The following is a 14,322-nucleotide window of genomic DNA, read 5'->3' as shown; positions in this document are numbered from 1 at the left end:
ACAGGGGGCGCTCGAACCTGGTGGGGGCCGGTTCGGCCGACGGGTGCTCGGAGTCGAACGCGCACCCGGAAGTGTTCCGTGGGGGGAAGTGCGCGCGCGTGAAGAAATGGCAAAAAGACGCCCAACCGGAGTGGCCCGAGGCCGAGTCCGGGGGTCGTGATCACTCGGAGGCAGGACAGAATGCTGACGCCACCGAGGTGCTGCCGGCGAACCGGCCCTTCCCGTCAGCAGGGGAACCTCCGATGACCGCGACGGCGCCCGGCGGGCCCGGCGGTACCGGCGGTTCCACCGGGGCCGGGTCGGGCTCGGGTTGGTTCGGAAGTTCCGGTGCCGACGAGACGGAGATCCTCGGCTCCCGAATAGGGGACCGCGACCGGACGGGCCGGAGCCCGGTGGGTCAAGAGCGGATAACCTGGGGCAGAACCGGACCAGCCGGATCAAACCCGAGCGGATCGAACCCGAGCGGATCGAACCCCAACGGATCGAACCCGCACGCGGCCGCACCGCACGCGGCCGCACCGAACCACGCCGGACCGGACGCCGACCGGACGGACGTCCTCCCCTCCGTCCTCCCCGCCACCGCCGCACTCCGCGACCCCTGGCAAGAGGCCCCGGACACGGACGGCCACGGCCACGGCGACGCCGATGCGGGCGCCGGCGCCGGTGGGCACACCCACGATCCGCACGAGGTGACGGTCCAGCTCGACGCCGTCCACCTCGGCGACGGCGTGCTCCTGCGGGCCGACGGCGGACACCGCAAGAGCGGCCCGGAGGCCTCCGACGGGCCCGTCTTCGTCGACTCGTCGGGCCGCCGCAGCCGCCTGTACCGCCGCCTCGGCATCCTCGTCGGCATCGCCTGCGCGGTCTACGCCGTCGTCATCGTCTCCACGCTGCTCTCCGGCAACTCCGACGCGCCCTGGATGCCCGTACCGGGCCAGGAGGAGGGCAAACCGGCCGGCCAGGTCGACCCCACCCCGCTGCCCTCGCAGTCGGCGCAGCCCTCCGGCACCGGCACCGCCGCCCCGCAGACCACCCCCTCGGCCGGCGCCGGCGTGACGACCGCACCGGGCGTCGAGGCGCCCGCCTCCGGTACGTCCGGCGTGACCGGCGGCACCACGGGGCAGCCCGGCACCAGCGCCGACCCCCAGTCGTCGGCGCCCGGCACCGACGCGAAGCCGGGCGGTGGCGGCGCGACCGCCCCGGGCACGTCGGAGTCGACGCAGGCACCGCCCCCCGCCAGCCAGGGCCCGTCGGAACCGGCGGGCGGCGGCGAGACCACGACCGACCCGACCGAGCCCACCGGCGGCACCAGCACCGCACCCGGTGGTGACGGCGGCACCAACGCCAACGGCGCGAGTGGCCCCGTCGCGGGGCCCGCCGGCGCACCCGTCGTCGTCGCCGGCCCCGGCGACACCACCACGTCCCCTTCCCTGTCCCCGGAGAACACCCTCTGATGGCATCCCGCACCCGCCGTCACGGGGCCGCGCGCAGCGCCCGTGAGGGCTCCCGACGTCGCCTGCCCCTGCGTCTGCTGCTTCCGCTGCTCGTACTGGTCGCCCTGGTGGCGATGCTCATGCTGCGCGGATACGTGCACAGCGAGATCCTCGCCGACCACCGCGTCCAGCCGCCCGCGCCGACCGCCCACGTACCGGAGAAGATCCTCGAGGGCGGCCCGGTCATCGACGTCCGAGGCGGTCACACCGAGAGCCTGAGCGTGCCCGACCACCGGCTCGTCCTCACCTTCGACGACGGCCCCGACCCGACCTGGACCCCCAGGGTGCTGGACGTGCTGAAGAAGCACGACGCGCACGCGGTCTTCTTCGTCACCGGCACCATGGCCTCCCGCTACCCGGACCTCGTCCAGCGCATGGTCGACGAGGGCCACGAGGTCGGCCTGCACACCTTCAACCACCCCGACCTCTCCTTCCAGTCCAAGAAGCGCATCGACTGGGAGCTGTCGCAGAACCAGCTGGCGATCACCGGCGCGGCCGGCGTGCGCACCTCGCTGTTCCGGCCGCCGTACTCCTCCTTCGCCGACGCGATGGACGACAAGTCCTGGCCGGTCACCGAGTACATCGGCAGCCGCGGCTACATCACCGTCGTCAACAACACGGACAGCGAGGACTGGAAGAAGCCCGGCGTCGAGGAGATCATCCGCCGCGCCACGCCGCACGGCGGCAAGGGCGCCATCGTCCTGATGCACGACTCCGGCGGCGACCGCCACCAGACCGTGCAGGCCCTGGACAGGTTCCTGCCCGACCTGAAGAAGAAGGGCTACGAGTTCGACAACCTCACCGAGGCCCTGGACGCGCCCAGCGCCATGAGCCCGGTGACCGGCGCCGACCTGTGGAAGGGCAAGGCGTGGGTCTTCCTGGTCCAGGCCTCGGAGAAGCTCACCGACGTCCTGGTGGTGGGCCTGGCGATCATCGGCACGCTGGTCATCGCCCGCTTCGTCCTGATGCTGCTCCTCTCCGGCATCCACGCCCGCCGGGTCCGCCGCCGGCGCTTCCGCTGGGGACCGGCGATCACCGAACCGGTGACGGTGCTGGTCCCGGCGTACAACGAGGCCAAATGCATCGAGAACACGGTGCGTTCCCTGATGGAGAGCGACCACCCGATCGAGGTCATCGTCATCGACGACGGCTCCAGTGACGGCACCGCCCGGATCGTGGAGGGCCTCGGCCTGCCCAACGTCCGGGTGATCCGGCAGCTCAACGCGGGCAAGCCGGCCGCGCTCAACCGGGGCCTGGCCAACGCCCGTTACGACATCGTCGTGATGATGGACGGCGACACCGTCTTCGAACCCTCCACCGTCCGCGAACTCGTCCAGCCCTTCGGCGACCCGAAGGTCGGCGCCGTGGCGGGCAACGCGAAGGTCGGCAACAAGGACAGCCTCATCGGCGCCTGGCAGCACATCGAGTACGTGATGGGCTTCAACCTGGACCGCCGGATGTACGACGTCCTCGGCTGCATGCCGACCATCCCCGGGGCCGTCGGCGCCTTCCGCCGCTCCGCCCTGGAGCCCTTCGGCGGCATGAGTGACGACACCCTCGCCGAGGACACCGACGTCACCATGGCCCTGCACCGCGCCGGCTGGCGGGTGGTCTACGCCGAGAACGCCCGCGCCTGGACCGAGGCTCCGGAGTCCGTCAGCCAGCTGTGGTCCCAGCGCTACCGCTGGTCGTACGGCACCATGCAGGCCATCTGGAAGCACCGCCGTGCGGTGATCGAGAAGGGCCCCTCCGGCCGTTTCGGACGCGTGGGCCTGCCCTTCGTCTCCCTCTTCATGGTCCTGGCCCCGCTGCTGGCCCCGCTGATCGACGTCTTCCTGCTCTACGGCATCGTCTTCGGCCCGACCCAGAAGACGATCGTGGCGTGGCTGGGCGTCCTGGCCATCCAGGCGGTCTGCGCGGCGTACGCCTTCCGGCTCGACCGGGAGAAGCTGACCCCGCTCATCTCGCTGCCCCTCCAGCAGATCCTGTACCGCCAGATCATGTACGTGGTGCTGCTCCAGTCCTGGATCACGGCGCTCACCGGCGGCCGGCTGCGCTGGCAGAAGCTGCGGCGCAGCGGCGGGGTGTCCGCGCCGCCGCCCGGAGCCGACGGCGTGCCGCCCCAGCGGCGGTCCGGTGCCATGGACGGGAGGCCGGTCGGATGACCACCCCGCCCTTCGATCCGACGCGGCCGACGCCCGCCGCCCCGGTCGCCGCCGCCACGCCTGCCACGCACCGGAGAGTCCAGCACGTGACCGCACCCCCGTATCCGTCCGTGGACCGTCAGTCCCCCGGCACGGAGGACTCGGCCGCACCGGCCGTGCCCGAGCAGAAGCAGGCCCGGCGCGGTCCCGTCCGCGACCGGTACTTCGACCTGCTGCGGGCCGTGGCCCTCTTCCGGGTGGTCCTCTACCACCTGATGGGTTGGGCCTGGCTGCCGGTGGTGTTCCCGTCCATGGGCGTGATGTTCGCCCTCGCGGGCAATCTGATGGCCCGTTCCCTCAAGCGTCCGGCCGTCCAGGTCGTCCGCAGCCGCATGCGCCGTCTGCTGCCGCCGCTGTGGCTGCTGGGCGTGGTGGGCGTGACCGGCATGGTGCTGCAGGGCTGGGGGCCGAACGACGACGGGCACCCGGGGTTCTGGTGGCTCCACCTCGCCTTCTGGATCCTGCCGCTGAGCGACCCGCCGTTCGCCGAGGGGCTGTCGGGCATCCACGGCATCCTGGGCGAGGACTGGGCCTCGGAACTCGCCGGTCCGCTGTGGTACATCCGTGCCTACCTCTGGTACGTCCTGCTTTCCCCGGTGCTGCTGCGCGCGCTGCGGGCCCTGCCCTGGCTGACGATCCTGGCGCCGCTCGCGCTCTCGGCCGCCTTCCAGTTCGGCTACCTCAACCTGCCGGGCGAGCGTTTCCCCTCGGCGCTCACGGACTTCAGCACCTTCGGCGCCTGCTGGATCCTGGGCATGGCCCACCAGGAAGGCGTCCTGAAGCGGCTGCCACGCTACGTCGTGCCCTCGGTGGCCCCGGTGATCGCCGCTCTGGGCCTCTGGTACGCCCTCAGGGAGGGCTTCAAGGCCGGCTACGACCTGGACTCCATCCCCTTCGCGCAGGCCGTCTGGTCCTTCGCGACGGTGCTGCTGCTCCTGCACGTCAGCCCGTCGTGGACCGAGTGGCCGCGTCGGCTGCGCCGCTGGGACCGGCTGATCACCCTGCTCAACTCGCGCGCCGTGACGATCTACCTGTGGCACAACGTCTGCATCCTCATCGCGGCCACGCTGTGGGACCGGCTGTGGGGCTTCGACACCCTGGGCGAGCACGTCCCCTGGCTGCTGGAGAGCCCCTGGCCGGTCCTGGCCATCGCCTGGCTGCTCATCGGGAGCTGCATCGTCTGGTTCGGGTGGATGGAGGACGTGGCGGCCAAGCGCACGCCCCAGCTGTGGCCGGACGGCGGCAAGGGCTCGGCCCAGAAGCAGCCCAGGGCCCGGGCCCGGGCGGCCCACCGGGGCTGACGAGTGTCACCCCTCCGTGGGAGACTGCCCCGGTTGCGGAAGTGAACAGGGCGGCGTGAGCCGGGCAGGGGGAGCAGGCGGGATGAGTAAGCGGCAGACGCAGAAGATGCTGCGGTTGATGGCGAGCGGGGAGCCGGTCCAGCTCACCAGTCCGATGGCGTCCGTGAAGAAGCTCGCCAAACTCGCCTTCGTCGCCCAGCAGTTCGGGTACGAGTACGCCGACGTGCGCCAGGGCGGCGGGAACAACGCCTCCCTCACGATGCTGCTCGTCCCCGACCCGAGCCCGCAGGCCCGGACCCGCGCCGCACAGAACTGGGCGCAGTATCCGAACGCCGGCGACGGGGTCTCGGTGCCGCCGCTCGTGCCGGACGCCTTCGAGCTCCTCAAGGCGCGGATCAACTTCGACCTCACCGGCAAGAACGCCGAGAAGCGGATGGGATACGGGGCCCTCGGCGTCAGCGTCGGGTGCGTGGTCCTCGCCTACCGCTCGGGCGGCTCGTCCGACGACTTCGTCGTGGCCGCGATCATCTGGCTGTTCATCCTGGCCATCCTGGGCGTCGGCTTCCTCGTCACCCGCAAGCGCAACGCCAAGTTCGCGGCCCGGTTGCAGGCCGCCGGGTTCATGCCGACGGCGGACGAGACGGGGCGGGTGCGCTACCTGCCGCCCGGCGGGCAGCTGCCGGGGCACGGCAACCCGTTCGGCGCCGCGCCAAGCGGTTACGGGCAGCCGGCCCCCGGCCAGTACGCCGCCCAGCCGCCGCAGCAGCCGTACGCCCAGCCTCAGCAGCCCTATGCGCCCCAGCAGCCTCAGCCGGCCCAGCAGCCCTACGCCCCGCAGCCGTACGCGCCGCCGTACCCGCCGCAGCAGCCGGCCCCGCGGTCCTACGCCCCGCAGCCGTACGCGCCGCCGCAGGGGCAGCAGCCGCCGTACCCGCCGCAGGGCTACCCGCAGCAGAACCCGCACTGGCAGCCCCAGCCCCCGCAGGGCTGACGGCGATCTCTCACCCGGCGCGGGCGCCGGGTGAGAGCAACGTTCCCTTCCGGTCATCCACAGCCCCACCGGCCCGAAACGCGTCCTCCCTACCTTCGGTGCAACCGAGCTGTGGAGCACCGTGGAGGCGTCATGACAGTCCCTGGCGGCCGCTGGATCGAGTACTGGGATCCCGAGGACGAGACCTTCTGGAGGGAGACGGGGGAGCGGACGGCCCGGCGGAACCTGTTCTTCTCCGTGCTCTCCGAGCACATCGGGTTCTCCGTCTGGACGCTGTGGTCCGTCCTGGTGCTCTTCATGGGCCCGGAGTACGGGCTGACACCGGCCGACAAGTTCCTGCTGACGTCCGTGGTGACGCTGGTCGGCGCCGTCGTGCGGGTGCCGTACACCTTCGCGGTCGCGGTCTTCGGCGGGCGGAACTGGACGATCGTCTCCGCCGGGCTGCTGCTCGTGCCGACCGTCGCGGCCTTCGCCGTGATGGAGCCGGGGACGTCCTTCTCGACCTTCCTGCTGGTCGGGCTGCTGGCCGGGATCGGCGGTGGCAACTTCGCCTCCTCCATGACCAACATCAACGCCTTCTTCCCGCTCAGGAAGAAGGGCTGGGCGCTCGGCCTCAACGCCGGCGGCGGGAACATCGGCGTGCCGGTCATCCAGCTGGCCGCGCTCGCGATCATCGGGGCGAGCGGCGGGCCGCGGGTGCTGCTCGGCATCTACATCCCGCTGATCCTGGTGGCCGCCGTCCTCGCCGCCTGCTTCATGGACAACCTCGCCTCCGTGAAGAACGACACCGGGGCCGCCAAGGACGCCGCCCGCGACGCCCACACGTGGATCATGTCGGTGCTGTACGTCGGTACGTTCGGCTCGTTCATCGGCTACAGCTTCGCCTTCGGGCAGGTGCTCCAGAGCCAGTTCGGGCGGACCCCGCTCCAGGCGGCGTACCTGACCTTCATCGGCCCGCTGCTCGGCTCCCTGATCCGTCCGCTGGGCGGCAGGCTCGCCGACCGGTACGGCGGCGCGCGGATCACGCTGTGGAACTTCGTGGCCATGGCCGCCGCCACCGCCGTCCTCGTCGCGGCCAGCATGGCGAAGTCGCTCGCGCTGTTCGTGGCCGTGTTCGTGGTGCTGTTCGTGCTCAGCGGGCTGGGCAACGGGTCGACGTTCAAGATGATCCCCGGGATCTTCCAGAACAAGGCGCTGGGCAAGGGGCTGACGGGGGAGGCCGCCGTGGCGTACGGGCGGCGGCTCTCCGGTGCCTCCATGGGGCTGATCGGCGCGGTGGGCGCGCTCGGCGGCGTCGCCATCAACCTCGCCTTCCGGCAGTCCTTCCTCTCCTTCGGCTCGGGCACGGGCGCCTTCGTCGCCTTCCTCGCCTTCTACGCCGTGTGTTTCGCCGTCACGTGGGCGGTATACCTTCGCCGCCCGGCCGTACTGGCGTCGGGAGGTTCGACCGGGCCGGAAAGTGCGAAGGCCGAGCTCAGCTATGCCGAGGTGTGACGTAACACTGGTGACATGAAGCGGAACCGAGCCTGTCACGCAGCGTTGACAGGCTCGGTCGCCACGTGACTGTGCACGTGGGTGTGAACGGATCGGAGCGCGGCGAGCGATGGACGACGTGGACGACGTGTACGACGAACAGCAGCGACCCGACCACGGGCCCCTGGCCGGATTCACCGTGGGCGTGACCGCCGCCCGCCGGGCCGACGAACTGGGCGCGCTGCTCCAGCGGCGCGGTGCCGTCGTCCAGCACGCGCCGGCGCTGCGGATCGTGCCGCTCGCCGACGACAGTGAGCTGATGGGCGCGACCAAGCAGCTCATCGAGCAGGCACCGGACGTCGTCGTCGCCACCACCGCCATCGGCTTCCGTGGGTGGGTCGAGGCCGCCGACGGCTGGGGGCTCGGGGACGCGCTGCTGGAGCGGCTGCGGGCGGTGGAGCTGCTGGCGCGCGGGCCCAAGGTCAAGGGGGCGGTGCGGGCCGCGGGACTGACGGAGCGGTGGTCGCCCACGTCGGAGTCCATGGCCGAGGTCCTCGACCGGCTGCTGGAGGAGGGCGTCGAAGGCCGCCGGATCGCCGTACAGCTGCACGGTGAGCCGCTGCCGGGGTTCGTGGAGGCGCTGCGGGCGGGCGGCGCCGAGGTGGTGGGCGTGCCCGTCTACCGGTGGCTGCCGCCGGAGGACATCGGCCCCGTGGACCGGCTGCTGGACGCCGCCGTGTCGCGGGGCGTGGACGCCGTGACGTTCACCAGCGCCCCCGCCGCGGTGTCCCTGCTGGGCCGGGCCGAGGAGCGGGGCCTGCTGCCGGAGCTGCTCGCCGCGTTCGGCCACGACGTGCTGCCCGCCTGCGTCGGCCCGGTCACCGCGGTGCCGCTCCAGGCGCTCGGGGTCGACACGGTCCAGCCCGAGCGCTTCCGGCTGGGCCCCCTCGTCCAGTTGCTGTGCCAGGAACTCCCCGGCCGTGCCCGTGCCCTGCCGGTCGCCGGGCACCGGCTGGAGATCCGCGGCCACGCGGTGCTCGTCGACGGGGAGCTGAGGAACGTACCGCCCGCCGGCATGTCCCTGCTGCGGAGTCTCGCCCGGCGCCCGGGCTGGGTCGTGCCCCGCGCCGAGCTCCTGCGCGCCCTGCCGGGCACCGGCCGCGACGAACACGCGGTGGAGACGGCGATGGCCCGCCTGCGCACCTCCCTCGGCACCCCGAAACTGATCCAGACGGTCGTCAAACGCGGCTACCGCCTGGCCCTGGACCCGGCCACGGACGCCAAGTACACGGACAGCTGACGGAGACCACGCGAACGCCCCAGCACGGCGAACGCGAGACGCGGAACCGGGGACGCGCGGCGGCGAGCGCATACGGCGCTCGGGGGCGCGGGGGCTCGGCGGGGCATGTCGCGTCGCCACGGACACGCGGGGCACGGCGAAGCGGAGACGTGAGGGCGCGTCGGCACGGGAACGAGGACGCGGAGCCGGGGACGCGCGCCGACCAGGGCATACGGCGCCCGGGGACCCGGCTGGGCGTGTGGCGTCGGCACGGACACGCGGGCGCGGGCCGCAGCGGCACGGCGTACGGAGACGTGAGGGCGCGTCGGCACGGTGACGCGGGATACGACGGCAGGGTGACGCGGGGATGGGGTGGCGCGGGTCCCGGGACGGCGCGGCGCGGTGACGTGGGGATGGGGTGGCGCGGGTCCGGAGCGGTCCGGCACGGCGAACGCGGGACGCGGAACCGGGGACGCGCGGCGGCGAGCGCATACGGCGCTCGGCGGGGCGGACCGGGGGACGGTCCGGCGCGGTGGGGCGGGATGGGGTGGCGCGGGTCCGGAGGCGGTCCGGCGTGGGGACGCCGGGACGTCTTCGGGCGCGCGGGCGCGCACGCACGCGTCCACGTGGGAGCGGTACGAGGGGTTCCGGGCGCGGGTGCGGGAAGGCACTGTAGAGGGAGCGGTCCACCTGCTCCCCTTCCCAGCCCGCACCCGCGGCGGGCCAGCCCTAGGCGGTGACAGGAACATGGCACTGGGTACGGCCACCGACCCGTACGAGCTGCGGTTCGACACCGGGCGGATCTGTCTGGACCTCATCGCCACCACCCATCCCGTGGAACGCCTCGACTCGGTGGACGCGCTGCGCGCCTGGATCACCGGCTCCGGACTCGTCCCGCGCGGCACGCCGCTGGCCCACGCCGACAGCGCCTGGCTGACCGGCTTCCGCGAACTGCGCGGCGAGACCGCACGGTTGGTGCGCGCCCGGCCGGCCTCCCGCACCCGCCGTTACGACCTCGCGCTCGCCCGCGTCAACGAACTCTCCCGCGCCGCGCCGCCCGCCCCCCGCGCGGTGCCCGGCGAGGACGGCGCGCTGGTGCGTGAGCTGACCGGGCCGCCGCAGTGCGCGGCGCTGCTCGGCGCCCTCGCCCGGGACGCCGTGGAACTGCTCACCGACCCCGTCGCGCGCGCGAGCCTGCGGCAGTGCGAGGGCGACAACTGCCCCATCGTGTACGTGGACACCTCCCGCGGCCGCCGTCGGCGCTGGTGTTCCAGCGAGATCTGCGGCAACCGCGAACGCGTCGCCCGGCACCGCCGCCGCGCCGCGCTCGCCCGATAAGTACGGCATCATCCCGTTCAGCGCGCCGTCTCCGAGAAAACTCTCATCTCACTTTGAACACGCCGCACTTCGCGTCCGTACCGAATGGGCGAGCGACCGACTGGGGGAACCCCCGGACATCGGAGGTGGGCGTGCGCAAGGATTCCGTCGTGGCCAATGAACGTGGTGCGAGGGCCCGACATCGCATGTCCCAAGCATCCTCGGAACCCGACGAGGAGCTGATGCGCGCGCTGTACCGCGAGCACGCCGGCCCCTTGCTGGCCTACGTGCTGCGGCTGGTCGCGGGGGACCGGCAGCGCGCCGAGGACGTCGTCCAGGAGACGCTCATCCGTGCCTGGAAGAACGCCGGTCAGCTCAACCGTGCGACCGGATCGGTACGCCCCTGGCTGGTGACGGTCGCCCGGCGCATCGTCATCGACGGCCACCGCAGCCGGCAGGCCCGGCCGCAGGAGGTCGATCCGTCGCCGCTGGAGGTCATCCCCGCGGAGGACGAGATCGACAAGGCGCTGTGGCTGATGACGCTGTCGGACGCGCTCGACGACCTGACCCCGGCTCACCGGGAGGTCCTCGTCGAGACGTACTTCAAGGGGCGTACCGTCAATGAGGCGGCGCAGACACTGGGCATACCCAGCGGCACCGTTCGCTCCCGGGTTTTCTACGCCCTGCGTTCGATGAAGCTGGCACTGGAGGAGCGGGGGGTGACGGCGTGATGAGCGGGTACGGGGGAGTTCAGGGATTCGGCGCGGGGGATACGGGTAATTCTGTCCCCATGCAGGGATCACCGGCGCCGAACGAGCACGAGACCGTCGGCGCCTATGCCCTCGGGATCCTCGACGACGCGGAGGCGACGGCCTTCGAGGCCCACCTCGCCACCTGCGAATGGTGCGCCCAGCAGCTCGACGAGCTGGCCGGCATGGAGCCGATGATGGCCGCCCTCGCGGACCTGCCGGGTGCCGGCACGCCCGCGATCGCCGAGTCGCTCACCGCCAAGCCCAGCGCTCGGCTCTCCGAGAAGCTCGTCGACGAGGTCGCCGAACGCCGCGCGAGCAAACGCCGCCGCAACTTCTACCTGGTGGGCACCGCGGCCGCGCTGATCATCGGCGGCCCGTTCGCCGCCGTGGCGACCACGGGCGGCGGCGGAGGCGGCGGTGACGACGGCGGCCGCAAGACCGAGGCGTCGCAGCAGGCCGCGAGCCCCGCCGAGTCCGCCTTCGCCACCATGCCGGACCGGGTCACCGCCACCGACCCGTCCACCGAGGTCAGCGCGACCGTGGCCCTGGAGAAGAAGGCCTGGGGCACCGAGACGGTCCTGGAGCTCAAGAACCTCAAGGGCCCCCAGAAGTGCTCCCTGATCGCCGTCGGCAAGAACGGCGAGCGCGAGACGCTCACCTCCTGGACGGTCCCCGAGTGGGGCTACGGCATCCCGAACGCCACCACCGAAAAGGCCAAGAAGCCGCTCTACGTGCACGGCGGCGCCGCCTTCGAGCCCAACCAGATCGCCCACTTCGAGGTCATGACCTTCGACGGGAAGCGACTGGTCGAGGTCGACGCGTAGGCCGCGCTCCTGGCGCGCCGTAGCTTCCGGCGCCCCCTTCGCGTATTTTTGACGGCTGCCCAGCACGTCAGAAGGGGGCCCGGTGGCCGCACAGGCTCAACAGGATTCAGCGGTCGACTCGGAGCACGAGCCCGTACGAAAGGACTCCGCGCGGGAGGACTCCGTACGGGACCGAGAGATCGACGTGGAACAGGCACACCTCGACCGGGTGTACCGACGCCTCGAGGAGAAGATCCACGAGGCCGAGTTCCTCATGCACGACGCCGCGCAGCGCGGCCACGTCGGCACGCCCGGCGCGCTGGCCGAGCGCGACGCGCAGGTCTTCCGGGCCGGCATCCACCTCAACCGCCTGAACAACGAGTTCGAGGACTTCCTGTTCGGCCGCATCGACCTGCTCCTCGGCAAGGACGGCAAGAAGGGCCCGGACGGCGCGTACACGGCGGTCGAGCCCGCCGAGGGCGCCCTCGGGCCCGACGGCACCGCCGACATCGCCGAGACCCTGCACATCGGCCGCATCGGCGTCCTGGACGAGGACTACGCCCCGCTGGTCATCGACTGGCGGGCGCCCGCCGCCGCCCCCTTCTACCGGTCCACGCCGGTCGACCCGGGCCGGGTCGTGCGCCGCCGGGTGATCCGCTCCAAGGGGCGGCGCGTCCTCGGCGTCGAGGACGACCTCATGCGGCCCGAGGTCAAGGCCCGCCTGGACGGCGAGGAGCTGGCCGTCGTCGGCGACGGCGCCCTGATGGCCGCCCTCGGCCAGGCCCGTACGCACTCCATGCGGGACATCGTGGCCTCCATCCAGGCCGAGCAGGACCGGGTGATCCGCGCCCCCGCCGCCTCCGTGACCTACGTCGAGGGCGGCCCCGGCACCGGCAAGACCGCCGTCGCGCTGCACCGGGCGGCGTACCTGCTCTACCAGGACCGGCGCCGGTACGCGGGCGGCATCCTGATCGTCTCGCCCACCCCGCTGCTCGTGGCCTACACCGAGGGCGTGCTGCCCTCGCTCGGCGAGGAGGGGCAGGTCGCCATCCGCGCGATCGGTTCACTGACCGACGAGGCGGCGGGCGCCGGGGCCACGCTGTACGACTCCCCGGCCACCGCCCGCGCCAAGGGCTCCTCGCGGATGCTCAGGGTGCTGCGCAGGGCCGCGCGCGGAGCGCTGGAGCCCAGTGACTCGCCGGACCTGCTGAGGGTCGTCGCCTTCGGCCGCCGCCTCGAACTGGAGGCCGAGCAACTGGCCGGCATCCGCCACACCGTCCTCGGCGGCACCGCGCCCGTCAACCTGCTGCGCCCCCGCGCCCGCCGGCTGCTCCTGGACGCCCTGTGGGACCGGTCCGGCGCCGGCGCCCGGCACACCGACCCGGAGTTGGCCGCCGAGCTGCGGTCCTCCTTCGACGAGGACGTCAGCGCCGAGGACTCCTTCATCGCGTTCCTCGACGCCTGGTGGCCCGAGCTGACCCCGGGCGCCGTGCTGGCGGCCATGGCGGACGAGCGCCGCCTCGGCCGCTGGGCGCGGCGCGTGCTGAACCCGGGCGAGGTCCGCAAGGTGGCCCGTTCGCTGCGGCGCGAGGGCCACTCCGTGCACGACATCGCCCTGCTCGACGAGCTCCAGGCGATCGTCGGCACCCCGGCCCGCCCCCGCAAGCGACGCGAGGCGGACCCGCTGGACCAGTTCACCGGCCTGGAGGAGCTGATGCCGCAGCGCGAGGAGACCCAGTGGGAGCGCGCCGAGCGCCTCGCGCAGGAACGCACCGAGTACGCGCACGTCATCGTGGACGAGGCGCAGGACCTCACCCCCATGCAGTGGCGGATGGTCGGCCGCCGCGGCCGGCACGCCACGTGGACCGTCGTGGGCGATCCGGCCCAGTCCTCCTGGTCCGACCCCGACGAGGCGGCCGAGGCCCGTGACGAGGCCCTGGGCACCCGCCCGCGCCGCCGCTTCGAGCTGACCGTCAACTACCGCAACCCGGCCGAGATCGCCGCGCTGGCCGCCAAGGTGCTCGCCCTCGCCATGCCGGGCGCCGAGTCCCCGGCCGCCGTCCGCTCGACGGGCGTGGAGCCGCGCTTCGCGGTGGTACGGGACTCCCTCGCCCGGACGGTCCGGGCGGAGGCGGCCCGGCTGCTGGACCTCGTGGACGGCACCGTCGGCGTCGTGGTGGCCATGAACCGCCGCGAGGAGGCCAGGCGCTGGCTGGCCGGGCTCGGCGACCGCGTGGTGGCGCTGGGCAGCCTGGAGGCCAAGGGCCTGGAGTACGACGCCACGGTGGTCGTCTCCCCGGCCGAGATCGCCGACGAGTCGCCCGCCGGACTGCGCGTGCTGTACGTCGCCCTGACCCGGGCCACCCAGCAGCTGACGGTCGTCTCGTGCGAGCGGGACGAGCCGGACGCCTCGGGGGTGCCGGACCTGCTGCGCGACTGAGCCCCGCCCGGCCGCAACGAACGAGAGGCCCGCGCCGTCGAACGGCGCGAGCCTCTCGTCTTCGTTTAAGTGGCACCGACCCGCCATGCTCGCCTCGCGGCAAGTGGTCGCTCGTAGCGACGAAGGTTGGGCCCGGGGGCTTGGATCGAGCCGGTGCCACGTCCAAGGTAACAAACGATCCCCGCAAGACAATTCCCGTCCCGCGGGTTCCTCCGCCGTTCCCGCGCCGTTCGTTCGCCGACCGGCCCGCGGCCTCCCGGGGTCCCTTC

Annotated in this window: 10 protein-coding genes; all 10 read left to right on the top strand. The window is 72.8% G+C overall.

What is annotated here, in order from left to right; all coding sequences use genetic code 11:
* The first annotated feature begins 242 nt into the window (after positions 1-242).
* The 10 genes from ACGH7X_RS15300 (at position 243) to ACGH7X_RS15255 (ending at position 14,053) form a co-directional block, all read left to right on the top strand.
* Positions 243-1,454, top strand: a complete 1,212-nt coding sequence (locus tag ACGH7X_RS15300) for a hypothetical protein (protein ID WP_399885667.1) — start codon at positions 243-245, stop codon at positions 1,452-1,454.
* On the top strand, positions 1,454-3,658 hold the full coding sequence (locus ACGH7X_RS15295; RefSeq protein ID WP_399885665.1) for a polysaccharide deacetylase family protein: 2,205 nt from the start codon (positions 1,454-1,456) through the stop codon (positions 3,656-3,658). The genes ACGH7X_RS15300 and ACGH7X_RS15295 overlap by 1 nt, the downstream gene beginning before the upstream one ends.
* The gene (locus tag ACGH7X_RS15290) at positions 3,655-4,998 is read left to right on the top strand and encodes an acyltransferase (RefSeq protein ID WP_399885663.1); all 1,344 of its coding nucleotides are present in this window, start codon (positions 3,655-3,657) and stop codon (positions 4,996-4,998) included. The genes ACGH7X_RS15295 and ACGH7X_RS15290 overlap by 4 nt, the downstream gene beginning before the upstream one ends.
* 82 nt (positions 4,999-5,080) lie before the next feature.
* A complete protein-coding gene (locus ACGH7X_RS15285; RefSeq protein WP_399885661.1) occupies positions 5,081-5,989 on the top strand; it encodes a hypothetical protein in 909 nt (302 codons plus the stop codon).
* 132 nt (positions 5,990-6,121) lie between these two features.
* Complete coding sequence (locus ACGH7X_RS15280; protein ID WP_399885659.1) at positions 6,122-7,483, top strand: nitrate/nitrite transporter; 1,362 nt, start codon at positions 6,122-6,124, stop codon at positions 7,481-7,483.
* Positions 7,484-7,592: 109 nt separating this feature from the next.
* A complete protein-coding gene (locus tag ACGH7X_RS15275; RefSeq protein WP_399885657.1) occupies positions 7,593-8,762 on the top strand; it encodes a uroporphyrinogen-III synthase in 1,170 nt (389 codons plus the stop codon).
* A 726-nt stretch (positions 8,763-9,488) separates the two neighbouring features.
* Complete coding sequence (locus tag ACGH7X_RS15270) at positions 9,489-10,079, top strand: CGNR zinc finger domain-containing protein (protein WP_399885655.1); 591 nt, start codon at positions 9,489-9,491, stop codon at positions 10,077-10,079.
* A 185-nt stretch (positions 10,080-10,264) separates the two neighbouring features.
* Positions 10,265-10,789 carry a sigma-70 family RNA polymerase sigma factor gene (locus ACGH7X_RS15265; RefSeq protein ID WP_279559696.1) on the top strand — a complete coding sequence of 175 codons (525 nt, stop codon included), beginning with the start codon at positions 10,265-10,267 and terminating at the stop codon, positions 10,787-10,789.
* A gap of 59 nt (positions 10,790-10,848) precedes the next feature.
* Positions 10,849-11,634 (top strand): anti-sigma U factor RsuA, encoded by a 786-nt coding sequence (gene rsuA / locus ACGH7X_RS15260; protein ID WP_399885653.1) that lies wholly within the window; start codon positions 10,849-10,851, stop codon positions 11,632-11,634.
* 82 nt (positions 11,635-11,716) lie between these two features.
* Positions 11,717-14,053, top strand: a complete 2,337-nt coding sequence (locus tag ACGH7X_RS15255) for a HelD family protein (protein ID WP_399885651.1) — start codon at positions 11,717-11,719, stop codon at positions 14,051-14,053.
* Positions 14,054-14,322 lie beyond the last annotated feature (269 nt).

It is taken from the genome of Streptomyces sp. BBFR51 (genome assembly GCF_044591655.1).
Classification (GTDB): Bacteria; Actinomycetota; Actinomycetes; order Streptomycetales; family Streptomycetaceae; genus Streptomyces.
Note: the sequence above shows the minus strand (reverse complement) of the source record. Positions and strands in the feature narration are given on the sequence as shown.

Excerpts from the sequence above, each read along its gene's own strand:
- ACGH7X_RS15275 (WP_399885657.1), top strand. The coding sequence starts at position 7,593 with ATGGACGACGTGGACGACGTGTACGACGAACAGCAGCGACCCGACCAC.
- rsuA (WP_399885653.1), top strand. The coding sequence starts at position 10,849 with ATGCAGGGATCACCGGCGCCGAACGAGCACGAGACCGTCGGCGCCTAT.
- ACGH7X_RS15300 (WP_399885667.1), top strand. The coding sequence starts at position 243 with ATGACCGCGACGGCGCCCGGCGGGCCCGGCGGTACCGGCGGTTCCACC.
- ACGH7X_RS15270 (WP_399885655.1), top strand. The coding sequence starts at position 9,489 with ATGGCACTGGGTACGGCCACCGACCCGTACGAGCTGCGGTTCGACACC.
- ACGH7X_RS15290 (WP_399885663.1), top strand. The coding sequence starts at position 3,655 with ATGACCACCCCGCCCTTCGATCCGACGCGGCCGACGCCCGCCGCCCCG.
- ACGH7X_RS15295 (WP_399885665.1), top strand. The coding sequence starts at position 1,454 with ATGGCATCCCGCACCCGCCGTCACGGGGCCGCGCGCAGCGCCCGTGAG.
- ACGH7X_RS15265 (WP_279559696.1), top strand. The coding sequence starts at position 10,265 with ATGTCCCAAGCATCCTCGGAACCCGACGAGGAGCTGATGCGCGCGCTG.
- ACGH7X_RS15285 (WP_399885661.1), top strand. The coding sequence starts at position 5,081 with ATGAGTAAGCGGCAGACGCAGAAGATGCTGCGGTTGATGGCGAGCGGG.
- ACGH7X_RS15280 (WP_399885659.1), top strand. The coding sequence starts at position 6,122 with ATGACAGTCCCTGGCGGCCGCTGGATCGAGTACTGGGATCCCGAGGAC.